Source organism: Nocardia sp. NPDC004711 (genome assembly GCF_053601595.1).
In genome coordinates this window covers 1-25,357 of record NZ_JBSGCB010000027.1, presented here as the reverse complement: position 1 = coordinate 25,357, position 25,357 = coordinate 1, and the positions used below count along the sequence as shown (strand labels likewise).

General features: G+C 69.1%; 27 protein-coding genes and 1 pseudogene. 15 read left to right on the top strand and 13 right to left on the bottom strand.

Going from position 1 to position 25,357, the window contains the following annotated elements; all coding sequences use genetic code 11:
• Positions 1-22 precede the first annotated feature (22 nt).
• The 5 genes from ACWEKS_RS26565 (at position 23) to ACWEKS_RS26545 (ending at position 3,646) form a co-directional block, all read left to right on the top strand.
• The gene (locus ACWEKS_RS26565) at positions 23-598 is read left to right on the top strand and encodes a GrpB family protein (protein ID WP_452342663.1); all 576 of its coding nucleotides are present in this window, start codon (positions 23-25) and stop codon (positions 596-598) included.
• Between the two features lie 54 nt (positions 599-652).
• Positions 653-1,000 (top strand): hypothetical protein, encoded by a 348-nt coding sequence (locus ACWEKS_RS26560; protein ID WP_354836864.1) that lies wholly within the window; start codon positions 653-655, stop codon positions 998-1,000.
• Between the two features lie 134 nt (positions 1,001-1,134).
• Entirely contained in the window at positions 1,135-1,710 is a 576-nt protein-coding gene (locus ACWEKS_RS26555; protein WP_452342578.1) for a TetR/AcrR family transcriptional regulator, read from the top strand.
• Positions 1,707-2,906 carry an NADH:flavin oxidoreductase gene (locus ACWEKS_RS26550; RefSeq protein WP_452342577.1) on the top strand — a complete coding sequence of 400 codons (1,200 nt, stop codon included), beginning with the start codon at positions 1,707-1,709 and terminating at the stop codon, positions 2,904-2,906. Before ACWEKS_RS26555 ends, ACWEKS_RS26550 begins: the two co-directional genes overlap by 4 nt.
• Positions 2,903-3,646, top strand: a complete 744-nt coding sequence (locus ACWEKS_RS26545; protein WP_452342576.1) for a glucose 1-dehydrogenase — start codon at positions 2,903-2,905, stop codon at positions 3,644-3,646. The genes ACWEKS_RS26550 and ACWEKS_RS26545 overlap by 4 nt, the downstream gene beginning before the upstream one ends.
• A gap of 3 nt (positions 3,647-3,649) precedes the next feature.
• Here ACWEKS_RS26545 and ACWEKS_RS26540 read toward each other — a convergent pair whose 3' ends face one another.
• Positions 3,650-4,861: a pyridoxal phosphate-dependent aminotransferase gene (locus ACWEKS_RS26540; protein WP_452342575.1), complete on the bottom strand. Its 1,212-nt coding sequence runs from the start codon at positions 4,859-4,861 to the stop codon at positions 3,650-3,652.
• Positions 4,862-4,955: 94 nt separating this feature from the next.
• On the opposite strand from ACWEKS_RS26540, the gene ACWEKS_RS26535 reads away from it, so the two are divergent.
• Positions 4,956-5,555 (top strand): winged helix-turn-helix transcriptional regulator, encoded by a 600-nt coding sequence (locus tag ACWEKS_RS26535; protein ID WP_452342574.1) that lies wholly within the window; start codon positions 4,956-4,958, stop codon positions 5,553-5,555.
• Positions 5,556-5,650: 95 nt separating this feature from the next.
• Entirely contained in the window at positions 5,651-6,337 is a 687-nt protein-coding gene (locus ACWEKS_RS26530; protein WP_452342573.1) for an SIMPL domain-containing protein, read from the top strand.
• A 3-nt stretch (positions 6,338-6,340) separates the two neighbouring features.
• Here the strand turns inward: ACWEKS_RS26530 and ACWEKS_RS26525 are convergent, their stop codons facing one another.
• From ACWEKS_RS26525 to ACWEKS_RS26515, 3 genes are all read right to left on the bottom strand, one after another.
• Positions 6,341-7,150, bottom strand: a complete 810-nt coding sequence (locus ACWEKS_RS26525) for a hypothetical protein (protein ID WP_452342572.1) — start codon at positions 7,148-7,150, stop codon at positions 6,341-6,343.
• Positions 7,151-7,297: 147 nt separating this feature from the next.
• Entirely contained in the window at positions 7,298-8,896 is a 1,599-nt protein-coding gene (locus ACWEKS_RS26520; protein ID WP_452342571.1) for a TRAM domain-containing protein, read from the bottom strand.
• A complete protein-coding gene (locus ACWEKS_RS26515) occupies positions 8,893-10,881 on the bottom strand; it encodes an APC family permease (RefSeq protein WP_452342570.1) in 1,989 nt (662 codons plus the stop codon). The genes ACWEKS_RS26520 and ACWEKS_RS26515 overlap by 4 nt, the downstream gene beginning before the upstream one ends.
• Positions 10,882-11,094: 213 nt before the next feature.
• Here ACWEKS_RS26515 and ACWEKS_RS26510 point away from each other — a divergent pair, with 213 nt between their 5' ends.
• Both ACWEKS_RS26510 and ACWEKS_RS26505 read left to right on the top strand, forming a co-directional pair.
• Positions 11,095-11,760 carry a potassium channel family protein gene (locus tag ACWEKS_RS26510; protein WP_452342569.1) on the top strand — a complete coding sequence of 222 codons (666 nt, stop codon included), beginning with the start codon at positions 11,095-11,097 and terminating at the stop codon, positions 11,758-11,760.
• A 19-nt stretch (positions 11,761-11,779) separates the two neighbouring features.
• The gene (locus tag ACWEKS_RS26505; protein ID WP_452342568.1) at positions 11,780-12,469 is read left to right on the top strand and encodes a potassium channel family protein; all 690 of its coding nucleotides are present in this window, start codon (positions 11,780-11,782) and stop codon (positions 12,467-12,469) included.
• 87 nt (positions 12,470-12,556) lie between these two features.
• On the opposite strand, the gene ACWEKS_RS26500 is transcribed toward ACWEKS_RS26505, so the two are convergent.
• From ACWEKS_RS26500 to ACWEKS_RS26490, 3 genes are all read right to left on the bottom strand, one after another.
• Positions 12,557-13,138, bottom strand: coding sequence for a sigma-70 family RNA polymerase sigma factor (locus ACWEKS_RS26500; protein ID WP_452342662.1), 582 nt, complete (start codon positions 13,136-13,138; stop codon positions 12,557-12,559).
• A gap of 295 nt (positions 13,139-13,433) precedes the next feature.
• Positions 13,434-14,030: a DUF3159 domain-containing protein gene (locus tag ACWEKS_RS26495; RefSeq protein WP_452342661.1), complete on the bottom strand. Its 597-nt coding sequence runs from the start codon at positions 14,028-14,030 to the stop codon at positions 13,434-13,436.
• A gap of 248 nt (positions 14,031-14,278) precedes the next feature.
• Entirely contained in the window at positions 14,279-14,671 is a 393-nt protein-coding gene (locus ACWEKS_RS26490) for an OB-fold nucleic acid binding domain-containing protein (RefSeq protein WP_379362240.1), read from the bottom strand.
• A gap of 164 nt (positions 14,672-14,835) precedes the next feature.
• On the opposite strand from ACWEKS_RS26490, the gene ACWEKS_RS26485 reads away from it, so the two are divergent.
• The gene (locus tag ACWEKS_RS26485) at positions 14,836-15,552 is read left to right on the top strand and encodes an alpha/beta fold hydrolase (protein WP_452342567.1); all 717 of its coding nucleotides are present in this window, start codon (positions 14,836-14,838) and stop codon (positions 15,550-15,552) included.
• Between the two features lie 182 nt (positions 15,553-15,734).
• Here the strand turns inward: ACWEKS_RS26485 and ACWEKS_RS26480 are convergent, their stop codons facing one another.
• Both ACWEKS_RS26480 and dut read right to left on the bottom strand, forming a co-directional pair.
• Positions 15,735-16,592, bottom strand: a complete 858-nt coding sequence (locus tag ACWEKS_RS26480; protein WP_452342660.1) for a DUF3710 domain-containing protein — start codon at positions 16,590-16,592, stop codon at positions 15,735-15,737.
• Positions 16,593-16,597: 5 nt separating this feature from the next.
• Positions 16,598-17,098: a dUTP diphosphatase gene (gene dut, locus ACWEKS_RS26475; protein WP_328290080.1), complete on the bottom strand. Its 501-nt coding sequence runs from the start codon at positions 17,096-17,098 to the stop codon at positions 16,598-16,600.
• A gap of 79 nt (positions 17,099-17,177) precedes the next feature.
• Here dut and ACWEKS_RS26470 point away from each other — a divergent pair, with 79 nt between their 5' ends.
• Positions 17,178-17,672: a DUF3093 domain-containing protein gene (locus tag ACWEKS_RS26470; RefSeq protein ID WP_379385930.1), complete on the top strand. Its 495-nt coding sequence runs from the start codon at positions 17,178-17,180 to the stop codon at positions 17,670-17,672.
• A 136-nt stretch (positions 17,673-17,808) separates the two neighbouring features.
• Here the strand turns inward: ACWEKS_RS26470 and ACWEKS_RS26465 are convergent, their stop codons facing one another.
• The gene (locus ACWEKS_RS26465; RefSeq protein ID WP_364618887.1) at positions 17,809-18,111 is read right to left on the bottom strand and encodes a DUF4193 domain-containing protein; all 303 of its coding nucleotides are present in this window, start codon (positions 18,109-18,111) and stop codon (positions 17,809-17,811) included.
• 435 nt (positions 18,112-18,546) lie between these two features.
• On the opposite strand from ACWEKS_RS26465, the gene cei reads away from it, so the two are divergent.
• Positions 18,547-19,224, top strand: a complete 678-nt coding sequence (cei, locus tag ACWEKS_RS26460; protein WP_452342566.1) for an envelope integrity protein Cei — start codon at positions 18,547-18,549, stop codon at positions 19,222-19,224.
• A gap of 174 nt (positions 19,225-19,398) precedes the next feature.
• On the opposite strand, the gene ACWEKS_RS26455 is transcribed toward cei, so the two are convergent.
• Positions 19,399-20,340 (bottom strand): inositol monophosphatase family protein, encoded by a 942-nt coding sequence (locus ACWEKS_RS26455; RefSeq protein WP_452342565.1) that lies wholly within the window; start codon positions 20,338-20,340, stop codon positions 19,399-19,401.
• 125 nt (positions 20,341-20,465) lie between these two features.
• On the opposite strand from ACWEKS_RS26455, the gene ppgK reads away from it, so the two are divergent.
• Positions 20,466-21,224 (top strand): polyphosphate--glucose phosphotransferase, encoded by a 759-nt coding sequence (gene ppgK / locus ACWEKS_RS26450; RefSeq protein WP_452342564.1) that lies wholly within the window; start codon positions 20,466-20,468, stop codon positions 21,222-21,224.
• Between the two features lie 66 nt (positions 21,225-21,290).
• Positions 21,291-22,811: pseudogene (locus tag ACWEKS_RS26445) on the top strand (RNA polymerase sigma factor); the annotation flags it as partial.
• Positions 22,812-22,910: 99 nt separating this feature from the next.
• On the opposite strand, the gene ACWEKS_RS26440 reads toward ACWEKS_RS26445, so the two are convergent.
• Positions 22,911-23,048: a hypothetical protein gene (locus ACWEKS_RS26440; protein WP_452342563.1), complete on the bottom strand. Its 138-nt coding sequence runs from the start codon at positions 23,046-23,048 to the stop codon at positions 22,911-22,913.
• Positions 23,049-23,128: 80 nt separating this feature from the next.
• Positions 23,129-24,253, bottom strand: coding sequence for an FAD-dependent oxidoreductase (locus ACWEKS_RS26435; RefSeq protein ID WP_452342562.1), 1,125 nt, complete (start codon positions 24,251-24,253; stop codon positions 23,129-23,131).
• 95 nt (positions 24,254-24,348) lie between these two features.
• On the opposite strand from ACWEKS_RS26435, the gene ACWEKS_RS26430 reads away from it, so the two are divergent.
• Positions 24,349-25,074 carry a TetR/AcrR family transcriptional regulator gene (locus tag ACWEKS_RS26430; RefSeq protein WP_452342561.1) on the top strand — a complete coding sequence of 242 codons (726 nt, stop codon included), beginning with the start codon at positions 24,349-24,351 and terminating at the stop codon, positions 25,072-25,074.
• Positions 25,075-25,357 lie beyond the last annotated feature (283 nt).

Genomic DNA, 25,357 nt, shown 5'->3' with positions numbered 1-25,357 from the left:
TTAGGCTCAGGTCGTGGCCATCATGGACGACGACGAGATCTCCGCCGCGTTCGTCGGCGAGCTGACGCCCCACGCGGTGCCGGTGATCCTCGAGGAACCCGACCCCGACTGGCCGTCCTGGTACGCCGACGACGCCCGGGCGATCCGAGCGGCCTTGGGGGCGAAGGTCTTACGGCTCGAGCACACCGGTTCCACCTCGGTGCCCGGCCTCGCCGCCAAGCCGGTCATCGACATCCTGCTCGTGGTCGCGGACACCGCCGACGAACCGGCCTACGTGTCCGCCCTGGAAGCCGCCGGATACACCCTGCGCGTACGCGAACCCGACTGGCACGAACACCGCTGCCTGGTCCGCCGCGTGGAAGACGGTGCGCCGCACGACGTCAACCTCCACGTGTTCTCCCCCGGCCTCGGCGACACCGAGATCGAGCGAGTCCTCGCCTTCCGTGATCGGCTCCGCACCCACGCGGCCGACCGCGCCCACTACGAACGGACCAAACGCGAACTGGCGCAACGACAGTGGAAGTACGTCCAGCACTACGCCAACGCCAAGAGCGCGGTCATCGAGGAGATCATCGGCCGCGCCCTCCCCGCCCGCTAGCGCGTACCGCCGCCGGGCCCCGATGGTCCTTGCCTCGGCTAATACACTGGCCGGATGCCCCTCGTCGAGGTGACCTACAAGCCGGAGCTTCCCGAGACCGTGCTGCGTGAGCTGGGCAAATGGCTGCCGCACCTGGTGTCCCTCGCCGTCGAATGCCCGGAGGAGCCCTACGACGGCGACCTGCAGCCGGGGGATGTCGAGATCCGCTTCCATCCACTGGGCAAGTTCGATCGCTCGGGGATGGATGTGGTCATCGAGGTCCGGTCGAAGTACTTCGCGAGCCGGGCCGAGAACCGGCAGGAGCGCTGTGACCAGCTGCTCGCCGATATCGAGAAGTTCGTCGACGCCCATATCGGCGTCTATCTGACCCTGCCGGTCGCGGCCTGGTCGCAGAGCGAGTGATCGCGCACTGCTGCCCGGCGCGATGGTGCCGCCGCCACGTCCAATAGACCAGGCCCACAACGCAGACCACGCCCACAACGGCAATTTTCAATCAATGATTGAATTACTGATTGAACCGTGTTTCACTGCTTGCCATGGTCGAGAAGGTGTCCGCGGGAACGCGGGAACGGCTGCTGGCTGCGGCCGAGCAGCTACTGCTGACCGAGCCCTATGACGAGGTATCGGTACGCGCCGTGTGCGCGGCGGCGGGCGCCAATCCCGCGGCGGTGCACTACCACTTCGGATCCAAGGAGGCGCTGGTCGCCGCCCTCATCGAGGCCAGGCTCGGGCCGCTGTGGGAGGAGGGGCTGGACCGGGCCACGGGCGGGCGGGATTCGGTGCCCGCGGTGGTGGACACCATCCTCGCGCCGTTCCAGGAGCTGGCCGCGGATCCGCTGGGGCGCCTGCATCTTCGGCTGCTGGCCCGCTTCGTGCTGGGCCGGCATCAGACCTCGTGGCAGGGGCCGTGGTTCCGGATGGATTCCTGGACCCCGCTGCTGCCCGAACTGGGGGCCGGCGAGGCGCGACGGCGCTGGATGCTGGCCTTCGACCTGATCATCATGCGGTTCGGCGCTCCCGAGATCGAGGATCACGGGATGCCCGAACCGGCGTTGACGGCCCTGCGGAACTTCGTGGTGGCCGGACTCACTGCACCGGGAGAACAACCATGAACGAGATCTTCGCACCGGCGAAACTCGGCCCGATCACCCTGCGCAACCGGGTGATCAAGGCCGCCACCTTCGAGGGACGCACCCCCGACGCGCTGGTCACCCCCGAGCTCATCGACTTCCACCGCGAGGTCGCCGCGGGCGGGGTGGGCATGACCACCGTCGCCTACTGCGCGGTCGCGCCGGGCGGCCGCACCGATCGGCACCAGATCTGGATGCGGCCCGAAGCCGTTCCCGGACTGCGTGAGCTGACCGACGCCGTGCACGCCGAGGGCGCGGCCGCCAGCGCCCAGATCGGGCACGCCGGTCCGGTCGCCAACGCCGCCTCCAACCGCGCCCCCGCGCTCGCGCCGAGCCGTATGTTCAGCCCGCTGAGCATGCAGGCCATGCACGTGCCCGGCGACTCCGAGATCCGCGAACTCATTGCGGCACACGCGAATGCGGCGCTGCTGGCCGAGCAGGCCGGATTCGACGCGGTCGAAATCCATTTCGGCCACAATTATCTGGTGAGCTCGTTCCTGAGCCCGCTGCTCAACCGCCGCCACGACAAGTGGGGCGGTACGCTCGCCAACCGGGCCCGGCTCGCACGCGAAATCGCCTGCGCGGTCAGGGATGCCGTGGGCGACCGGCTGGCGGTGACCGCCAAACTGAACATGGAGGACGGCCGCCGCGGCGGGCTCACGGTCCCGGAGAGCATCCAGGTAGCCGCCTGGCTGGAGGCCGACGGCGCGCTCGACGCCCTCGAATTGACCGCGGGCAGTTCACTTCTCAACCCCATGCTGCTGTTCCACGGCGACGCACCGCGCAAGGAGTTCGCCGAGGTGCTGCCCGGCCCGGCGCGCATGGGTTTCAAACTGGTCGGGCGTGCCTTCCTCAAGGAGTACCCCTACCACGAGGCGTACCTGCTGGAGCGGGCCCGCCAGTTCCGCCGCGAACTGTCCATGCCGCTGATCCTGCTGGGCGGCATCACCAATCTCGACACCATGAACCTGGCCATGACCGAGGGATTCGAGTTCGTCGCCATGGGCCGGGCACTGCTGCGCGAGCCGAATCTGTTGCAGCGCATCCAGTCCGACGCGGCCACCCGGTCGGCCTGCGTGCACTGCAACAAGTGCATGCCCACCATCTACACCACCACCCGCTGCGTGTTCCGGCCGGAGCGGACCATCATCGATCTCGACGGAAGGCACCGAGCATGAGTGGACGGCTCGACGGGCGCGTAGCGCTGATCAGCGGCGCGGCATCGGGAATGGGCGCCTCGCACGCGCGGGCATTCGTGGCCGAGGGCGCCTCGGTGCTCATCGGCGACATCTCCGACGAGGCGGGCGCGAAACTGGCCGCCGAACTCGGCGACGCCGCGGCGTACGTCCACCTCGATGTCGCCAGGGCCGAGGACTGGCGCACGGCCGTGGACACCGCGGTCGAACGCTTCGGCAAGCTCGACGTGCTGGTCAACAATGCCGGCATCCTCGACTTCGGGCCGCTCGGCACCTACACCGAAGAGCAGTGGCAGCGGGCCCTGTCCATCAACCTCACCGGCCCCTTCCTCGGCCTGACCGCCGCCCGCGACGCCCTGGTGGCGGCCAGGCCCGCGGCGGTGGTGAACATCTCCTCCGCTGCGGGGATCCAGGGCGTGCCGGGCGCGCACGCCTACACCGCCTCGAAATTCGGGGTGCGCGGGCTCACCAAGTCCGCGGCGCTCGAACTCGCCCCGCACGGGGTACGGGTGAATTCCGTTCACCCGGGCGGGATCATGACGCCCATGATCGGCGTGCCCGAGGGCACGACCACCGATCGCGACGCGAACACCCTGGCCCGCCTCGGTGTGCCCGAAGAGGTCACGGCGCTCGTGGTGTTCCTCGCCAGCCACGAATCCAGCTATTGCAATGGCGCCGAGTTCGTCGTCGACGGCGGGATGACGGCGGGCCGCCCGGTCTGAGACCTACTGCTTGTAGGTCGCCAGGAAACGTCCGATGCGCTCGATGATGGCCTCGAGCTCATCGGCGTGCGGCAGCGTCACGATCCGGAAGTGGTCGGGGCGCGGCCAATTGAAGCCGGTGCCCTGCACGATGTGGATCTTCTCGCGCAGCAGCAGATCCAGCACGAACTGCTCGTCGTCGTGGATCCGGTACATGTCGAGGTCGATGCGCGGGAAGGCGTACAGCGCGCCCCGGGGCTTCACGCACGAGATGCCCGGGATGGCGTTGAGCGCCTCCCACGCGCGGTCGCGCTGCTCGCGCAGGCGGCCGCCGGGCAGGGTGAGGTCGTAGATGCTCTGGTGTCCGCCGAGCGCGGCCTGAATCGCCTGCTGCGCAGGGACATTCGCGCACAACCGGAGACCCGCCAGCATGGTCAGGCCCTCGAGGTAGTTCTCGGCGTGCTCGATCGGGCCCGATACCACCAGCCAGCCACCGCGGAAGCCGGCGGCGCGGTAGGACTTGGAGAGCCCGGAGAAGGTGAGGCACAACAGATCCGGGGCCAGCGCGGCGGTCGCGGTGTGGGCCAGGCCGTCGTAGAGGATCTTGTCGTAGATCTCGTCGGAGAACACCACCAGGTTGTGGCGGCGCGCGATCTCCAGCATCTGGCGCACCACCTCGGGCGAATACACCGCGCCCGTGGGGTTGTTCGGGTTGATGATGACCAGCGCCCGGGTGCGGTCGGTGATCTTGGACTCGATATCGGCCAGATCGGGCATCCAGTCCGAGCCCTCGTCACAGATGTAGTGCACGGGCCGGCCGCCGTTGAGCGCGGTGGCGGCGGTCCAGAGCGGGAAATCCGGTGCGGGAACCAGGACTTCGTCACCGTTCTCCAGCAGCGCGGTCATGGCCATCATGATGAGCTCGGAGACGCCGTTGCCCAGGAAGACCTGTTCGACGTCGACCTCGGAGAGTCCGAGGGTCTGGTAGTACTGCACCACCGCGCGCCGCGCCGAGAGCAGGCCCTTGGAGGCGGAGTAGCCGCTGGACTGCGGCAGATTGCGGACCATGTCCTGAAGCAGTTCGGCGGGCGCCTCGAAGCCGAAGGTCAGCGGGTTGCCGGTGTTGAGCTTCACGACGTGATGCCCTTCCGCCTCCAGCCGTGCGGCGTGCTCGGCGACCGGCCCGCGGATCTCGTAGGACACGCCCGCCAGCTTGCTCGACTGCTTCACCTGCATCAAACGACCTCTTCTCGGTGTGGTTGCCGCACACTCTACTTGGAAATTCCAAGTTTGCACTTGGTATTTCCAAGCTGGGGGTTAGAGTGGGATCGTGAGACGCCGAAGCTACGACCACTACTGCACCGTCAGCCGCGCCCTCGACATCGTCGGCGACCGGTGGAACCTGCTGGTGGTCCGCGAATTGTGTTCGGGCCCGCGCCGATACAGCGATCTGTTCGCCGACCTGCCCGGCATCAGCACCGATGTGCTGGCCGCCCGGCTCAAGGATCTCGAGCGTGATGGGATTCTCACCAAGCGCCGCGTCGGCCCCCGCGCCGGAACCGCGGTCTACGAGCTCACCGACTCCGGCGCGGCACTGCGACCGGTGCTGGACTCGCTGTCGGCCTGGGGCGCGGCACAACTCGGCGAACAGCGCGCGACCGATGCCGTACGAGCGCACTGGTTCGCACTCCCCCTCGGACATGCCGTGGCCGAGCTGGTGCCCGCCGGCACCGTCACGGTCCGCATCGGCGAAACCGCCTTCCACTACGTGATCACCGAATCCGGCCTCACCCATCACGACGGCCCGGCCGCCGCACCGGATCTGGAGATCCGGCTGGAGCTGGCCGCGGCGAGCGAGATCGCCACCGGCGCCCGCTCGCTCGCCGCGACCCTCGACCAGGCGACCGGAACCGGGCAACCGGTCGGCTGAATCGCGGCACCCGTCGTCGACGCGGTGGCGGCAGGTGGTCGGCGGCGCTCGGTAGCATCGGCTGGGTTGTGCCCGCATCGATCGAGGAGGAATCCGTGACCAGCGAGAACGCCACCGGCACGATCACGATCGTCGGCTCGGGCAGTGCCAGTGCCACGCCGGACATCATGCGGGTGTCGATCTCGGTCGAGACGCGCGCCGACACCGTGGCCGCCGCCTACGCGCGGGCCGGGGAACGCGCCGACGCGATGATCTCGTCGCTGCGCGCGAACGGCGTGGCGGGTCGCGACATCACGACCAGCGGGCTCACGGTGCGCGCGGAAACCGTATGGACCGAAGGGAATCGGGAGCAGCTGGTCGGCTATATCGCCGGCACCGCGCTGACGGTCACGCTGCGCGAGATCGCCGGACCCGGCGGGGAGGCGAAACCCGCCGCCGACGGCGGGCCCGCCGCGATCATCGCGCACGCGGTCGACGCGGGCGGCGACGATGTGCGCCTGGGCGGGCTGACGCTGACCGTCGCCGACGAGGAGAGCCTCATGGTCCGCGCCCGCGACGCCGCCTGGGACCACGCGCTGGGCAAGGCCGAACAGTACGTGTTCCGGGCGGGCCGCCGGCTGGGACCGGTGCTCGAGATCACCGAGGACGTCTCCGGTCCCGCGCCCACGCCGCGAATCGCGTTCGCCGCCAGCAAGATGGCCGCTCCCGGCGGCGCGGTGCCGGTGGAGCTCGGCGAGAGCGAACTGTCCACCAGCGTCCGAATCACCTGGCAGCTGGCCTGAGCCTCAGAGCTCGACCTGCGCCAGCAGGGAACCCGCGCGCACGGCGGTGAGCTGAATGCGAAACCGGGTGGCGTCCGCCCGGGTTCGATGCGGGAACGGGTCCTCGACGACCATCCCGCGCAGATCGTGCAGCAGCCGCGTGCCCTGCGCGATGGTGAGGCGGCCGATGTCCACCAGGTGCCGCACATTGCGACCGCCGTCCGGATCACCGGTCCCGGCCGCGTACGCCGTCACCTGCTGCAACGCCGACCGCAGCCGCTTCTCACACGCCGGGAACCGGCCCCGCTCATAGTGTTTCACCGCGTGCCGCAGGTGATCCAGCGCCGTCTGCTGGCCGCGCACCTCGAGCTCGGTCGCCAGCAGCGCCACCCGCTCGGCCAGCCGCACCGGCAGCCACGCCGTGGGTTTCAGGCGACATCGCACGCTCGCCTCCGGCCCCGCACCGTTCACCCGGTCGATCTTCATCCGGTACCCGTCCTCGAGCAGCGCCGTGCGCAGCGCCGGCATCCACCCCGGAAGGCTCTTGCGCGCCAAGGACTCTCCCTGCAGGAACCGCGCCACCGTCACCTCGACCAGATCCAGCAGTGCCCGATCCGCCTCCGCGTTCCCGCCCAGCGCCGCCAGCCGCGCGCCGTACACCGGCGTCACCAACCGCCCCCAGTAGCTGTCGGCGTTCACCCACAACTCGACGCCGTACTCCGGCCGCTTGAGATCCACCCCCAGCAGCAATGCCTCGAGCGAGTGGAACCGCGACTGATCCCCATAGATCAGCTCCACCACCGACGCCACAGTCGGATCCGACAACGTAGTCATGGGCAACATCTTGGCGCACCCCCAAACCGCCCGCGCCCCAACCCATCCCCCGCGACCCCGACGCGCCACACCAAGATCGGGGAGCTGTCGGCGCGGAGCATCGGGCGACATTCCGCAGGGACAGCTCCCCGATCTCGCAGGACCTGGTCAGCGTTCCAGGACCGCGATGCACTCCACGTGGTGGGTGCCGGGGAAAGCGTCGAAGACGCGCAGGTCCACCGGCTGGTAGCCGGCGGCGCGGTAGAGACCGATGTCCCGGGCGAAAGCGGCGGGGTCGCAACCGATGTGGATGATGCGCCGCGGCGAACGCTCGCTCAGCGCATTGATCACGTCCTTGCCCGCGCCCGCGCGCGGCGGGTCGAGCACGACGACGTCCGGTGCGGTATCCCGCTGTTCGTGAATCCACCGCTCGACGCGCTCGACGGTCAGGTCCACCCACGGCAGATCCCGTAGCGCGGCACGCCCTTCGGCGACCGCGGTGCGCGCGAACTCGACACCGTGCACCATTCCGGTCACACCGACCTGCTCCGCCAGCCGCGCGGCGAACACGCCCACGCCGCAGTACAGGTCCCAGACCAGCGCCCCGGGTGCGCAGTCCGCCCACTCCGCCACCACATCCGAATAGCACTGCGCCGCACCGTAATGCGGCTGCCAGAACCCGGTCGCCGACAGCTCCCACCGCCGCTCGCCCACGTACTGCACCGCCCGGCCACTGCCATCCACCACGCGCTCGGTCCGCGCACTGTGCGCCGCCGCTCGCCGCGCGGCGGTGCTGCGCCGATCACCCCCGCCAGGCCGACCGGAATCCCCTGCCCCACCGCCTCTTTCACGACGCCCGCGCGGACCGCCCGCCGCCGCCCCGGCCGGAGCCAGTTCGACGACATGCCGCACCCCGTCCCCATCCACGACCACAACGAGATCCGCCCCGGGCGTCCACACCCGCTCGCCGATCCCCACCATGGCCCCCGCCACCGGCTGCGGGCACCGCAGATCCGCGATCACCTCGGTGCTCCGATACCGGTGCACCCCGGCCCGCCCCTCCGCGTCCACCACCAGCCGCACCCGGCTCCGCCATCCGGCGGTATACGACCCCACCGAAGGCTCGCCGCCCTGCGCCGTTTCCCCGGCACCGGGGCGGGCGATGAGCGCGCGCGCAGAGGGCGTCGACACCCCGCCGATTCGACCCGGCGGGACGCTCGTGCCAGGGGTCGGGCGCGGGGCCGTCGCGGCGGGCTCGGCGGGACCGCCGAGCAGAGTCGAGCCGAGGTCGGTCGTCACGCTGCCGAGCCGCCCGGGATGGCCGGGCTCCGGGATCGGTGCACCGAGCGAGGTTCCTGGTGCTACACCGATCGCCAATCCGGGCGGTGCCGGGATCGGTTCGACGGCGAAGTCCGGTTCCCAGTCGGCGAGGCGGCGCAGCTGCTCGGCGACGACCTGGCGTTTGAGTTCGCGCTGGGCCGCGGGGGTGGCGAAGGTGAAGTCGCAGCAGCCGGCACCGCCCGGGCCGGAGACCGGGCAGGTGGCGGGAATGCGGTCGGGCGAGGCGTCGAGGATCTCGATGGCGTCGGCGCGGCAGAAGGAGCCACCGCGGTCCTCGGTGACGAGAGCGCGGACCAGTTCACCGGGCAGGCCGTGGCGGACGAACAGCACGCGGCCCTCGTGACGGGCCACACAGAAGCCGCCGTGGCCGGGCGGGCCCAGGCGGACCTCGAAGACCTCTCCGTACCAATCGGATCCGGCGCTCATGCCTCGTCTCCGAATCCGCGACGCACCGAACCGGGGGCATTGACCACCCGGCCGGGACGGGCCCGGCCCGCCGAGGACGACAGCTGCCAGGGCACGCTGGTCACCATGACGCCGGGCTCGAACAGCAGCCGGCCCTTCAGCCGCAGCGCACTCTGGTTGTGCAGCAACTGCTCCCACCAGTGGCCGACCACGTATTCCGGGATGAACACGGTCACCACGTCGCGCGGGGAGTCCTTGCGGACCCGCTTCACGTAATCCACCACCGGCTTGGTGATCTCACGGTACGGGGACTCGATCACCTTGAGCGGCACCACGATATCGCTGTGCTCCCACTCCCGCACCAGCGCCCGGGTGTCGGGCTCGTCGACGTTCACCGTGATGGCCTCGAGCGTGTCGGGCCGGGTGGCGCGGGCGTAGGCCAGGGCGCGCTTGGTGGGCAGGTGCAGCTTGGACACCAGCACGATCGAGTGCGTGCGACTGGGCAGCACGCCGTCCCATTCGGACTCGTCCAGCTCTCGCGACACCGTGTCGTAGTGGCGGCGAATGAGTTTCATCAGCCCGAAGATGGCCGCCATGGTGACGATGGCGATCCACGCGCCCGCCAGGAACTTGGTGACCAGCACGATCAGCAGCACGGTCGCGGTCATGGTGAGACCGATCGCGTTGATCACCCGCGACCGCTTCATCCGCGCCCGCACCGCCGGATCGGTCTCGGTGCGCAGCAGTCGCGTCCAGTGCCGCAGCATGCCGGTCTGACTCAGCACGAACGACACGAACACGCCCACGATGTAGAGCTGGATCAGGCGCGTCACCTCCGCGCCGAACAGCACCACGAAGGCGATGGCCGCGCCCGCCAGGAACAGGATGCCGTTGCTGAACGCCAGCCGATCACCGCGGGTGTGCAGCTGCCGCGGCAGGAAACGGTCCTGCGCCAGAATCGAACCCAGCACCGGGAAGCCGTTGAAGGCGGTATTGGCCGCCAGCACCAGGATCAGCGCGGTGACGATGGTGATGAAGTAGAAGCCGGGCTGGAATCCGGAGAACACCGCGCCCGCCAGCTGCGCCACCAGCGTCTTCTGCTCGTATCCGGCGGGTGCGCCGATCAGGTCGTCGGTGTTGTGCGCGTACACGATGCCGACCTTCTGAGTGAGCACGATCATGCCCATGAAAAGCGTCACTGCGATGCAGCCGAGCAGCAACAGAGTGGTCGCGGCATTGCGGGACTTGGGTTTGCGGAACGCGGGCACGCCATTGCTGATCGCCTCGACACCGGTCAGCGCCGCGCAACCGGAGGAGAACGCGCGGGCGAGGAGGAACACGAACGCCAGCCCGAACAGATGCTCGTCCTCGGCCTTCAAGCCGAAGCCGTACGACTCGGCGTGCACGGTCTGCCCCAGGCCGAGCCGGGTGAAGCCCCAGATGAGCATGATGAACATGCCGATCATGAAGGCGTAGGTGGGGATCGCGAAGGCCGTACCGGATTCCCGCACACCGCGCAGATTGATTGCGGTGAGGATCACGATCGCCGAGACCGCGAACAACACCTTGTGGGTGGCGACGAACGGCACCGCCGACCCGATATTGGAGGCCGCCGACGAAATCGACACCGCCACCGTGAGCACGTAGTCCACCAGCAGCGCGCTGCCGACGGTCAATCCCGCGGTGGGGCCGAGGTTCTTCGTCGCGACCTCGTAGTCGCCGCCGCCGGACGGGTAGGCGTGCACGTTCTGGCGGTAGCTGGCAACCACCACGGCCATCACCAGCGCGACCGCCAGACCGAGCCACGGCGCGTAGGCGTAGGCCGACAGTCCGGCCACCGACAGCACCAGGAAGATCTCCTCGGGCGCGTATGCCACCGAGGACAACGCGTCCGAGGCGAACACCGGGAGCGCGATCCGCTTGGGCAGCAGCGTATGCCCGAGAGAATCGCTGCGGAATGGGCGGCCGACCAGCATGCGCTTGGCGGCCGTCGTCAACTTCGACACTCCAGGCAGCATAAGGCAGTGCGCGAGTGACCGTGTTCGGGGCGCGACCTCGCAGTCGTAGGGTGGCGGATGCGGGTTGTGAGGTTTTCCCGATTCCGGTTTGAACGCCTTCCGGAGGGGGAAAGTGCCCGCAGTGAAACTCGAACGGTACGGTTGCGACCCGAGCAAGCAACCAGACCGCACACCACGGTTTTCGGGAATGGGGTTCGTACGGTGTACGTCGTGATCATGGGGTGTGGGCGGGTCGGCTCCTCGCTCGCTCGTGCCCTCGTCCGCATCGGCCACGAGGTCGCGGTGATCGATCAGAACTCGAGCGCCTTCCTGCGTCTGGGCCGCGACTTCCCCGGTGCGTGCATCACCGGCGTCGGTTTCGATCGAGATGTCTTGACCCGCGCCGGAATCGAGCGCGCCGGCGCCTTCGCCGCGGTGTCCTCCGGCGACAACTCCAACATCATCTCCGCCCGCGTGGCCCGCGAGACCTTCGGCGTGGAACGCGTGGTGGCCCGCATCTACGACGCCAAGCGCGCCGCCGTGTACGAGCGCCTGGGCATCCCCACCATCGCCACCGTGCCCTGGACCACCGACCGCTTCCTGCGCGCCCTGGTCGCCGACCAGTCGACCACCACCTGGCGCGACCCGACCGGCACCGTCGCGGTCACCGAACTCGTCCTGCACGAGAACTGGTACGGGCGTTCGGTGCAGTCGCTCGAGGACGCCATCGGCGCCCGGGTGGCCTTCATCATCCGCTTCGGACAGGGCGTACTGCCCAATGGCAAGTCCATGCTGCAGGCCGACGACCTGGTCTATGTCGCCGCCACCTCCGGCACCGTCGGCGAGGCCGTCGCACTCGCCGCGAATCCCCCCGCTAGCGAAGACTGATCGTGAAAGAAGCCCGAGCATGAAGGTAGCCATCGCCGGCGCCGGAGCCGTCGGCCGCTCCATCGCCCAGGAACTCCTGCGTGGCGGCCACCAGGTCATGCTGCTGGAACGCCGCCTCGACCACATCGACCCGACCAGCGCGCCCACCGCGGTCTGGACCCACGCCGACGCCTGCGAACTCGAAACCCTCGAGGAGGCCGGCCTGGAAACCTACGACGTGGTCATCGCCGCCACCGGCGACGACAAGGTGAACCTGGTGTTCAGCCTGCTGGCCAAGACCGAGTTCGGCGTGGGGCGCGTGGTGGCCCGCGTCAACGACCCCCGCAACGAGTGGCTGTTCGACTCGTCTTGGGGGGTGGACGTCGCCGTCTCCACCCCGCGGCTGCTCGCCTCACTGGTCGAGGAGGCCGTCTCGGTGGGCGACCTGGTCCGGCTGATGACACTGCGCCAGGGTCAGGCCAACCTGGTCGAGATCACCCTGCCCACCGACACCCCCTTGGCGGGCAAGGCCGTTCGCACCCTCGCCCTGCCCCGCGACGCCGCCCTGGTCACCATCCTGCGCGGCGGCCGCGTCATCGTCCCGCAGGCCGACGACCCCCTCGAAGGCGAGGACGAGCTGCTGTTCGTCGCCTCCGTCGAAGCCGAGGACGAGCTGCGCAAAGCGCTCGGCGTCAACAGTTTCAACAGCACGGGCGACGCCCCGGCCTGACCGCGCGCCGACCACGGATCCGGACACAACAGTGGGCCGGGCGCACCCCCTGCGCCCGGCCCACTCGCCGTTGACCGCACCGAACCGTCAGGACGCCACCCGCAGTTCGGCGCGCAGCCGGTTCAGCGCGCGATGCTGCATGACCCGCACCACGCCCGGGCTGGTGCCGATGGCCTCGGCGGTCTCCGCCGCCGTCCACCCCAGCACGATTCGCATGACCAGCACCTCACGGTGGGTCGAGGACAGCACCTGCATGAGATCGCGTGCCGCCCGGCGGGTTTCCATCGCCAGCGCCCGCTCCTCGGGTCCCGCCTCGTTCATCGGCGCGTCCGGGAACTCCGCGACCGGGTAGGCCGGGTGCAGCTGCGCCCGCCGGAACGCGTCGGCCACCTTGTTCGCCGAGATGCCGTAGACGAAAGCCAGGAACGACTTGCCCTGATCCCGGTAGCGCGGGATGGCCTGCACCGTCGCCAGACAGACCTCCTGCGCCACATCGTCCGCGGTCACGTGCAGGTGACCCGCGCCGCCCATGCGCGCCGCGCAGTAGCGGCGCACCAGCGGATACACGATCTTGAGAATCTCCGAGACCGCTGCCCGGTCACCGGCGGCGGCCGGGCCGATCAGCGTCTCCAATTCCGCTGCGGCGCGCCGGGACTCCGACGACGCCACACTTCCCGCTTTGCCTCCCCGCCCCGCCGGGTGCCGGCGCGAGGCTGCCGTCTGCACCGCGGTCCCGAGCCCCTCGCCCCGGTCCTGCGCTGCCACTGCCTTGCCGTCGGTAACCAACTCCGCGATCCTTTCTCCGATGAGCTGCTGAGAGCTTCTGAGAAAGATCGTGCTCGCCGGGAGCCCGCCGAAATAGGTACCCCAGGGGTGGGTTGGTCACCCCCTTCCGTCCCCCAATGGCTCCGAAGGTGTTGCGCCCTCGACATTTAGCGCGATAAGGGCCCGATCGGGCGGTTGTCTAGCCCGCGGATTCCGGGGCTTTGGCGGACGAGGAGGGCAGATGGCCCGCCTTGCGCACCGCCCAGAAGGTCACCAGCGCCGCCACGGCGGTCAGCGGCCAGCCCATGGCGATGCGCGCCACGGCCAGCAGACCGGTGCTGTTGGCGTCGTAGAGGTGGTTCTGCACCAGGTAGCGGGCCACGAACACCAACGCCCACACCGCGGTCGCGATGTCGTAGAGCCGCATGACGCGCTTGTCCGAACGCCACTCGGTGCCGTGCCCGTTGAGCGCACCCCAGATCACGCCCGCCAACGGCCAGCGCACCACCAGCGACATCAGGAACACACCGCCGTAGACCAGGCTGGCGTAGATGCCGAACAGGAAGAAGCCCTTGGCCTCACCCATCCGGTAGGCGATGAACGCGCACACGCCCACCCCGAGGAAGCCCGAGATGGCCGGCTGGATCGGACCGCGACGCACCAGGCGCCACACCAGGATCGCCGCGGCCACGCCCAGCGACGCCCAGATGGCGGCGGTCAGCCCGCGCAGCGAGTTCACCGGCACGAACACCAGCACCGGCAGCGAGGAGTAGATCAGGCCGCTGAGACCGCCCATCTGCTCGAGCAGCGTCTGCTCGGGTTCCTGCTCGCCCTCGTCGTCGCCGGCGTCCCGGGCCGCGCGCTCGGCGTCGACCAGCGCCTGCATGTCCTCGTCCAGCAGCGCGTGGTCCATGCGCAGTGGCGGTTCGTCGCCCGAGACGGCATTGAGCTGGACCGTGGGCGGATCGAACGGGGCTGGCGCGCCGAAGGACTCGGTGCGATCACGGCCCTGGTCGCCGTTGCTGGTGGGGTTAGGCATGAGTGTCAGGAGTTCCCGCGGAGTTCGTAGTAGGGGTTGTAGATGACCTTGCCGCCGTCGCGTTCGCCGACCCGGCCGCGCACCAGGATACGACGACCCGGTTCGATTCCCGGGATGCGACGCCGCCCGATGAACACCAGCGCCACGCTGTCGGTGCCGTCGAAGAACTCGGCTTCCACCTCGGCGCCCGCCGATTTGGGACAGGCCTCGACACTGCGGAGCCGGCCCAGCATGGTGACTTCCTCACCGCGCCGGCACTCCGATGCCCGGCACGCGCCCGACGCCTCCGACGTCTCGGCGAGCTCCTCGGCATCCAAACGATCCAGGTCCTCTGTCAGGCGCCGGCTGAGCCGCCGGAAATAGCCCGACGGGGTGTCCTTCCCACCCGCGGATGGCATCTCGCACGCTCTCCTGTAGAGCTCGACGGCGTGGGTCTCACGTCGTTCGTTCCTTCCACGGCGCCCGGCGGTTTGCCATCCGGCCGCCCGTGGCCGTACCTCCGCCACTGTAGATGGGACGGCCTGCACCCGCCACGCACGCCGGTCACCAGTACTCTCGATCGGTGCCCGATCTACGACGTCCGGCGGTCGCCGTCGCCCTGCCCGGAACCGGCTCCGACGCCCATTTCGCCCGCCGCGCCTTCGGATCTGCTTGCGCCGCACTGGATCTGCCGTTCCTCGCGGTCGACCCGGACCCGCGCGGGGTGATCGACAGCTACCGCAGCGCCCTGGACGCCGCCGCGCGCTCGGGCCCGGTGCTGATCGCGGGCATCTCGCTGGGTGCGGCCGTCGCCGTCGACTGGGCCGCGCATCACCCGGATTCGGTGCACGGCGTGGTCGCCGCCCTGCCCGCCTGGACCGGCGCCGACACCACCGGCTGCCCTGCCGCCCTGAGCGCCGCCGCCACCGCCGCCCAGCTGCGCGCCGACGGCCTCGACGCCGTCCTGACCCGCATGCGCGAATCCAGCCCCGCCTGGCTGGCCGAGGCCCTCACTCGCTCCTGGACCTCCCAGTGGCCCGAACTGCCCGCCGCTCTGGAAGAGGCCGCCGCCTACCGCTGGCCCGAACCCGAGGTCCTGGCCGCCGTCACCGCCCCCGTCGAGGTCATCGGCGCGATCGACGACCCCGTCCACCCGTTCGTCGTGGCCGAACGCTGGGCCACGCTGCTCCCGCACGCCACCCTGCACTCGATCACCCTCGACGAGCTGGGCGCGGACCCGTCGGTCCTCGGCGCCCGGGGCATCAACGCCCTGCTCCCCCGCCGCATCCCCACCCCCTGACCGGAATCCGTCCCCGCCACGACGCCCGTCCGTGACTGCGGCGGGTCGCGCTCACGACAGCCCGGTGGCCGCGCTGCGCACCTTCATCGCGCCGAGAGCGAAACGGGGCTCCGCCGCAGTGGCGGAGCCCCGTTTCGCTTGTCGTGCAGCCGAATCCGGGCCGACCGGTCCGGACCGTCCGGTCAGTTCAGGCCGAGCTGCTGCATGGCCGAGCCCTCCGCGCCGCGACGCGGTTCGGTGGGCGCCTGCTCGGGCTGGAAGGCCGGGCCGCCCTGCATGGCGGCCATCTGGGCCTGCATGGCCTGCTGCTGGGCGGCCAGCTGCTGCTGGTGGGCGGCGGCGAGCTGGTCGGCCAGCTCCTGGGGTAGGACCACCGGCAGCGGTTCACGCACCGGCAGCGGCTCGTCCCCGCGGCGCACCACGGTCTCGCTCATGACCGCGCGAGCCGCGGCCACCAGCGGGGTGTTCTCGTCGGCCGCGCCGGTCGGACCAGCCGCGACCAGGCGCACCATCCAGCGGTAGCCGTCCACGCCGATGAAGCGCAGATCCGCGCCCTGGGTCACGGCGTGCAGCTCACGACCCCACGGACCCTGCACCACCGACACCTGCGCGCCGTCCTTGCGCAGCGTCTCGGCCAGATCGGCTGCCACCGAACGCCATTGGCCCGAGGTCTTGGGAGCGGCGTAGGCCGCCACCGTGATCCGGCCGTGCTGGGTGGCCAGATGCACCGCCTGCGGCGCGCCTTCGGGGGTCATCTCGACCTGCAGCTGCCCGCCCGGCGGCACCGGCACGATGACCGAGCCCAGATCCAGGCGCTGCTCGGCGATCGACTCGAGCCGGTCGGCGACGTCCTCGTAGTCGTAGGGACCGGTCTCCGGGCCGCGGGCGGCGGGCTCGTCGAACTCCTCGAATTCGTCTGCCGCGTAGCCGGTCTCGTCGTACTCGTCCGCGCCCTCGTACTCGTCGTACTCGGTGTACTCGTCGTCGTACTGCGACGCGTCGTCTCTGTCGCCGCCCTTGTTCTTCTTGCGTCCGAACACCATCGTCATGCCTCCTTGCCGGTCGCCTGACCCGCCCCACCGGACCGCGCGGACAGGCTGGCGTGCCCACCGCTGGATCCGTATCCTCCTGCGCCGCGCGCGGTGTCGTCGAGCGCCTCGACCTCGACGAAGTCCACCAATTCGACCTTCTGCACCAGCAACTGCGCGATGCGGTCACCCCGCCGGAGCTCGATGGCCGTGCGCGGATCGTGATTGATCAGGCACACCTTGATCTCACCGCGGTAGCCCGCATCGACCGTGCCGGGGGTATTGACAACCGACAGTCCCGCCTTCGCCGCCAGGCCCGAGCGCGGATGGATCAGCCCGACCGTGCCGATCGGGAGCGCCACCGCGATGCCGGTGCCGACGAGCACCCGCTCCCCCGGTTCGATGATGACGTCCTCGGTGGTGCACAGGTCCACGCCGGCGTCGCCCTCGTGGGCACGCGTCGGTACGGGGATGCCGGGATCGAGCCGCAGCAGGGGAATAGGTGGAATACCGGTCACGTAGGCCGAGCCTACGCGTTCCCCCTCTCGGTCATTGACCTAGTCTGAGGTCGTGTCCGACCAGCCCCCTCAGGTGACCATGGATCCCAAACAGCAGACCGAGCCCCTCTACACCGAGCGCCTCTGGGTGCCGCTGTGGTGGTGGCCCGTCGCGCTCGTCGTGACGGGGCTGCTGGCAGCCGAAATCCACATGGGCGCACCGGGAGTGCGGGCGTGGCTGCCGTACGTGCTGCTGTTCCCGGTGCCCGTCTGGGTGCTGCTGTGGTTCTCCCGCCATCGCGTGGAAGTGGCCCCCGACGACGCCGGTGTGCCGGAACTGCGCACCGATCGCGCGCACCTGCCCGCGACCTTCGTCAAGCGCGCCGCACCGGTGCCGACCAGTGCGAAAAGCGCGGCGCTGGGCCGACAGCTCGACCCCGCCGCGTTCGTCCAGCATCGGGCCTGGATCGGGCCCATGGTGTTGCTCGTGCTCGATGATCCGGACGATCCGACGCCGTACTGGCTGGTCAGTACGCGTCATCCGGAACGCATCATCACCGCGCTCGGCCTGAAGAACGCGGCCGAGCAGTCCTGATTCATCGAGATTCCGCGCCCCGCTGCGAAGCGGACTTTCCGCCCTGCTTCGCACAGGGGACTTTCCGCGCAGCCCCGTCCGGTCCGCGCTCGGCGGACCGAGCGCGGGCTGACGGATTGCGCTCCGGGACCGTGCCTTACGCGGCGCAGTCCATGCAGATCAGCTGACCGCCGGACTCGGTGGCCAGTCGGCTGCGGTGGTGCACCAGGAAGCAGCTCGAACATGTGAATTCGTCCGCCTGCTTCGGGATGACCCGGACCGAGAGCACTTCCTCGGAAAGGTCCGCGCCGGGAAGCTCGAACGATTCCGCGGTATCGGATTCGTCGATATCCACGACGGCGGACGCGGCTTCGTTGCGGCGAGCCTTCAGCTCCTCCAGCGAGTCCTCCGACACGTCGTCGGATTCATTGCGCCGCGGTGCGTCATAGTCGGTTGCCATGTCGTCTTCCCCTCGTCCTTACTCCGTATATCCCGGACCGGCACCCTCCTGACCGGCTCCTGGCAGGAGCCGGATCGGGTGGGATGCCGCCCCGCCCGTGGTGTACGTCACGCGTACACCGGTCACAGATCCGAGCCGGATACTCCTCATCCGCACCGGATCGCGCTCGGTCAACGCAGGACATGCCCTTGTTGTTCCCGAAATCGAACCCCAGTTTCACCCGGGCTGTACGATCTGGGCCGCCAGACAATAGCGGACCCCGGGACAAAAGTCGCAATCAAAACCCCTGCGAGTTGAAACTGAGGGGTAATCGTCACCGACAAGGGAACTCTTCGAGATCTTCCTGGCATCCTCCGAGACCTCCCCGCCACACCCAGCGGCCGACTTGCCGTGGCCGTTCACACGACAACCGCGACGTTTTCGTAGAGTGTGGGCGTGGTTTCACTGATCACCCAAGGTAACTCGACCGATCCGGACGGACGGTCCTTCATCCGGCGGCGCTGGCAGCCCTGGGCGGCCATGGTGGGCATCATCGCTCTCATCTGCGTCGGCGTGTGGTTCAAGGCGCTGACCACGAGCGAGGGTGACCAGGGTGCGATGGCCTGCAACTCCCCCAGCCCCGCCTCGAGCACGACCGCGGCCCAGCCCGCCCCCCTCGGCGAGCGAGTGGGGGCGTCGCGATTGCGGGATGTGGAGCCCGCGGCCCTCGCCCAGTCGAAGGTGCGCGTGTTCAATGCCAACGGCCAGCGCGGTCAGGCCGCGCACGTCGCCTCCGAGCTGGGTGACCTCGGTTTCGCCAGTGCACCGGACGTCCAGATCGGTAACGATCCGGTGTACGTGAACGGCGACCTCGAATGCACCGGGCAGATCCGTTTCGGCGTGAAGGGCCGGCCCGCGGCGGCGTCCGTGCAGCTGGTGGCGCCGTGCGCCGAGCTCATCGAGGATCAGCGCCAGGACGACACCGTGGACATGGTGCTGGGCTCGCTGTTCCGCGATATCCGGCCCGACACCGATGCCGAGGAGGTGCTGAAGTCGCTGAAGAACCCGACGCCCGGCACCGCGCCGGCCATCGACCCGAAGCTGCTGGAGGCCGCGCGGCACGCGAAGTGCTGAGAATCTCTTTCGCGGGGTGCATGCTCTGACCGGCAGACCCGGCGCGAGACTCCAACCGGCGCAACCAAAAATGAACCGGATAACACGAATCGCCGCGATCCTTCGATCGCGGCGATTCGTTTTGCCCGGTCCGGACCGGCGGTCAGCCGGGCCCGGTGGTCGTCCAGCCCGCTGTCACGGCACTGGGATAGGGGTGGTGACATCCAGACGCCTGAACAGACCGAACAGTTCGTCAGCGATGCCGGGGGCGGCGGCGGACACCAAATCGCCTGCGGTGCCCGGCGAGTCGGGTCCGGGCGGCAGGATCAGGCGTGCGCCCGCCTCGGTCGCGATCAGCGCGCCCGCCGCCCAGTCCCACAGGTTCAGGCCGTGCTCGTAGTAGGCGTCGGTGCGGCCCTCGGCCACGGCGCACAGGTCCAGCGCCGCCGAGCCGAAGCGGCGGATGTCGCGAATGTGCGGCAGCACCTGCGCCACCAGCTCACCCTGACGGATCCGGCGCTCGGTGGCGTAGGCGAAGCCGGTGGCCACCAGCGCCATGGACACCGCGTCGACCCGGTTGGCGCGCAAGGCGATCGGCGCACCCCCCGGGGCGGTGCCGTCCACGCTGGAATCAGCACGGTGCGCACCCAGGCCGAGCCCGGCGCTGTAGGTGACCGCGTGCGCGACATCGGCGACCGCGCCCGCGACGGGACGGCCGCCGCGCACCGCGCCCACCGACACCGAGTAGGACGGGATGCCGTAGACGAAGTTGACGGTGCCGTCGATGGGATCGACGACCCAGTGCACCAGATCCGGGTCGTCGGCCAGGGCGCCGCCGTCCTCCTCGCCGACCACGCGGTCGCCGGGGCGCAGTTCGGCGACCAGTTTGCGGACCAGCTGCTCGGTCTCGGTGTCGACGATGGTGACGGGGTCGGTGGGGGTGCTCTTGGACTGCACGGCGTCCTGCTCGTGCGTGCCCGGTCCGAAGACCTGCGGCCGGCGCGCGCGGACGTGCGCGGCGGCGGTCTCGGCCAGATACACCGCGACGCGGCGCAGTTCGGCGATATCGGACGTGTCGGTGGTCGTGGCGGCGGCGGGGACAGTGGAAGTGAAATTCGATTCCGGCACGAGCACCATCGCAGCACAGATCCGGCATCCGGCGCATTAGGCTTGTCGTGCACGACACAAGGCGGAGGTCGATCGAGCGGTCATCGGCCGGTGGCTTCGACTCGCCGGCATCCCAGGAAAACGAGGAGTGGTCCATGTCCGATCCCGGACGCGCGTTCGGCATCGATATCGGCGGCAGCGGTGTGAAGGGCGCCGAGGTCGATCTCGCGACCGGCGAGCTGGTCTACGAGCGCATCAAGATCGCGACGCCGCATCCGGCCACTCCGAACGCGGTCGCCGAGTCAGTCGCCAAACTCGTCGCCCAGTCCGGTTGGGAGGGCCCGGTCGGCATCACCATGCCGAGCGTGGTGCTGCACGGGCAGATCCGCACGGCCGCCAATATCGACCCGACCTGGATCGGCATCGACGCCCGGCACCTGTTCTCGCTGGCGCTGGGCGGCCGCGACGTGACCGTCCTCAACGACGCCGACGCGGCGGGCATGGCCGAGGACCGGTACGGCGCGGCAAAGGATCTCGACGGGTTGGTCATGCTGCTCACCTTCGGCACCGGTATCGGATCGGCCATGATGTACAACGGCGTGCTCGTGCCCAACAGCGAGCTCGGGCACATGGAGGTCGACGGCCGCGAGGCCGAGCACCGGGCCGCCGCCTCGGTCAAGGATCGGGTCGGCATGTCCTACCCGGAGTGGGCGCGGGAGGTCAGCAAGGTGCTGGTCACCTTGGAAAACCTGTTCTGGCCGAACGTGTTCGTCGCGGGCGGCGGCATCAGCCGCGACCACCAGGAGTGGATTCCGTTGCTCACCAACAGAACCCCCGTGGTACCTGCCGTACTGCGCAACACCGCGGGCATCGTCGGAGCAGCCATGGCGGTGTCAGCCGGGATCGCACCGTAAGTAAGCTGGTTCGATCGTTACAATGGAACACATGCCCGGCGGTAGGCCGGAAACCGACACCGGCACGAGAGCCGGTTTACCCCCCGACAGAACCGCTCCGCCGGATCACCACTCTGGCGTGACGCCGCACGAGACCGTCACGAAAGGGCGTACGTGGTAGCCACGAATACCCGAGAGACCGCCGAATCGGCCGAGGCCGCTGATTCAGCAGACACCACTGAAGCACGGCCGGTCAAGAAGGCTGCCGCGAAGAAGGCCCCGGCCAAGAAGGTCGCGGCGAAGAAGACCGCGGCCAAGAAGACCGCGGCCAAGAAGGCGACGAAGGCCACCGCCAAGAAGACGGCGGCGAAGAAGGCCTCGCCGAAGAAGGCCGCGGAGCCCGGCGCCGAAGGCGCTGAGGGCGACGAGGTCATCGACGACGACTCGCTGGAACTCGACGACGACCTGGGTGACATCGAGATCGACGAGGACGACCTCGACGAGGACGACCTGGTCGACGAGGTCGAAGAGGACGAGGAGCAGGAGGCCGGCCCGGCCGCTCCCGCCGCCGAGGAGGCCGAAGAGGCCGACGAGCCCTCGGAGAAGGACAAGGCCTCCGGTGACTTCGTCTGGGACGAAGAGGAATCCGAGGCGCTGCGCCAGGCCCGCAAGGATGCCGAGCTCACCGCCTCCGCCGACTCGGTCCGCGCCTACCTCAAGCAGATCGGTAAGGTCGCGCTGCTCAACGCCGAGGAGGAGGTCGAGCTCGCCAAGCGGATCGAGGCCGGCCTCTACGCCACGGAGAAGATGCGCGAGTTCGCCGAGAAGGGCGAGAAGCTGCCGGTGCAGTCGCGCCGCGACTTCCAGTGGATCATGCGCGACGGCAACCGCGCCAAGAACCACCTGCTGGAAGCCAACCTGCGACTGGTCGTGTCGCTCGCCAAGCGCTACACCGGCCGCGGCATGGCGTTCCTGGACCTGATCCAGGAGGGCAACCTCGGTCTGATCCGCGCGGTCGAGAAGTTCGACTACACCAAGGGTTACAAGTTCTCGACCTACGCGACGTGGTGGATCCGCCAGGCCATCACCCGCGCCATGGCCGACCAGGCCCGCACCATCCGCATCCCCGTGCACATGGTCGAGGTCATCAACAAGCTCGGCCGCATCCAGCGCGAACTCCTCCAGGACCTGGGCCGCGAGCCCACCCCCGAAGAGCTCGCCAAGGAAATGGACATCACGCCCGAGAAGGTGCTGGAAATCCAGCAGTACGCGCGCGAGCCCATCTCTCTGGACCAGACCATCGGTGATGAGGGCGACTCCCAACTCGGCGACTTCATCGAAGACTCCGAAGCCGTCGTCGCCGTCGACGCAGTCTCCTTCACCCTCCTCCAGGACCAGCTCCAATCGGTCCTCGAGACCCTGTCCGAACGCGAGGCCGGCGTAGTCCGCCTCCGCTTCGGCCTCACGGATGGCCAGCCCCGAACCCTGGACGAAATCGGCCAGGTCTACGGCGTCACCCGCGAACGCATCCGCCAGATCGAGTCCAAGACCATGAGCAAGCTCCGCCACCCGAGCCGCTCCCAGGTCCTGCGCGACTACCTGGACTAGCGATCACCCGAGTTCGGGCCGCTGAGCTACAGCTCAGCGGCCCAAACTCGGATCAGGACCTGAGCACAGCGGTCTCAGTCCTAGATATCAGCAACAGAATTAGTTGCTGCGACAGCCGATGTTTTCGAAGCCGGTCTGCAAGTCGCAGTTTCCGCGCGGGGCCATCACGCTGCGGCCGACCTGGACGAACTTGTCGGTCCAGAGATAGCCATGCTCGCTGGATTCGTCGATACCCACGAGAAGTCGAGTGCTCCGAACCACGGAATGAGCTGCGCGGCAACCGATCCCGTGCCAGATGGGCTTTCCGTGCACCGGCCTCAGGACAGTTTCGCTTCGGGGGCGAAGGCGGGCAGTTTCTCGAGGCTGCTGCGGACGGCTTCGGCGCCGTACTCGAACATCTGCCGCTCGTAGTCGTCGACCGCGTTACGCAGATCGCGGCGGCCTTCGTCGGCCTCGATCAGGCAGCGGCGCAACAGGTCCGCATCGCGCAGCGCGGTGTTCGCGCCGTTGCCGCCGGTCGGAGAGGTGGCGTGGATCGCGTCGCCGAGCAGCGTGACCGGGCCGGACGCCCAGCGCTCACCGGGCTTGACCACTCGGATCGAGAGCAGTGTGCTGTTGTCCGGGTCGGCCTGCTCGATCAGCGCGCGCAGCGCCGGGTGCCAGCCCTCCATCCTGGACAGCACGGCGTCCTGCGCGGTCAGATCCTCCAGCGAACTGTTCGGCGGCAGGATCATCGCCCAGCGCACGTAGTCGCCGATGTCGGGCAGCGTGACTTCGGGGGCCAATTGCTCGGCGGCCTGCTTCGGCGGGGTACGGAAGCGCATCGCGCCGAGCAGCAGGCTGACGCCGTCGCCGGCGATCTTCGAGCCGAAAGCCTTGGACAGGGCTGCGAATTCGTCGGTCAGCGGGGTGCGGCCGATGACGAACCGGACGCCGGTGTCGGCCGGGGTGGTGTGCGGCGACAACACCCCGCGGACCGCGGAGGTGACGCCGTCCGCGCCGACGAGCAGGTCGGTGGTGGCCGGGTCGCGGCGGGCGAACCGGGCTCGGACTTTGCCGTCGGCCAGCACGTCGTAGCCGGTCAGCGCGGCATCGGTGTGCACGGTGAGATCGGTCAGCAACAGGTGTCGCAGCACCTGCCGGTCGACGACGATGCCGGTCCGGCCCGCGCCGAGCCTGCCGATCTCGTTCAGTTGCGGGTCCAGGATCAGCTGTTCGGCGGAGGCGTCCATGACGATCTCGTCGAGCAGCGGGTGCCAGCGCGTCGGCAGACAGTTTCGCACCGCCCGGAAACCGATCGGATTCAGCACGAGCCGGTAGCCCTGGAACCGCACGACGATCCCCGGGTCGCGCTCGAACACGTCGGCCTCGATCCCGGCACCACGCAGACCCTGTGCGAGAGCCAGACCTCCCAGACCGGCTCCGACGACGGAAACTCGCATCACGCACCTCCTGGACAACGATACGAACTTAGTTCGCCATGACGATCTAAGTTCTATGTAACGAACTTAGTTCGTGTCAAGCTATAGTTGCCGGTATGCCCGCCGATCCCCGCCAACGCCGCGCAGCCCGCCACGCCCAACCCGCAGCCGAGGCTGCCGTGTCGGCACCACGCAAGAAGCCCATCACCGTCGAACGGATCACCGACGCCGCCCTGGAGGTCGTCGCCACCGAGGGGTATGACGCGCTGACCATCCGCCGGGTCGCCGCCGCGCTCGGCACCGGTCCGTCGTCGCTCTACGCGCACATCGTCAACAAGGACGACATCGACGATTTGCTGATCGGCAGGCTCTACGCCGAAGTCGTACTCCCCGAACCGAATTCGGACGCCTGGCGTGAGCAGTTGCTCGGGGTGTACACGCAGATCCGCGACCTGTACCTGAAATACCCCGGAGTCTCGCGGGCCGCGCTGGCCATGGTGCCGACCAACCTGGAAACGCTGCGGGTCGGCGAAGGAATCCTGGCGATCCTGCTCGCGGGCGGCATCGAACCGAGGACCGCCGGATGGGCCCGGGACGCGCTGTCCCTCTACGTCAGCGCCTATGCGCTGGAACAGTCACTGGTCCAGCAACGGCGCCGCCATCAGGATCAGGAATGGGTGCTCAGCCACGAGGAGTTGCTGGACCGCTTCACCGCACTGCCTGCCGAGAAATTCCCGCAGACTCGACGCCATGCCGCCGAGCTGATCTCCGGCACCGGACCCGACCGCTTCGAGTTCGCCCTGGGCCTGCTCATGAATAGTCTGCGGCCTGCATCCAGTTGACCTGGGGCGCGCACTGGCCACATGGCTCGACATGAGCGTGCAATCAACAAGTTACTGATCGACGGAGCCGTCTTCGGTTGTCAGCCAAAGATATTCAGTGCGATTACGCTCGTGAGTCACCTCGATGACCTCGGACCAGCACACCGCCCACCCGGTTCTAGTGCGCGACTACCTGGACTAGCAATCACCCGAGGTCGGGCCGCAGCGCGGCCCAGACTGCGGCCCAGAACAGAACACGTCACCACAACACACCCCCCCACATGTGGGGGGGGAAAAAGAAATT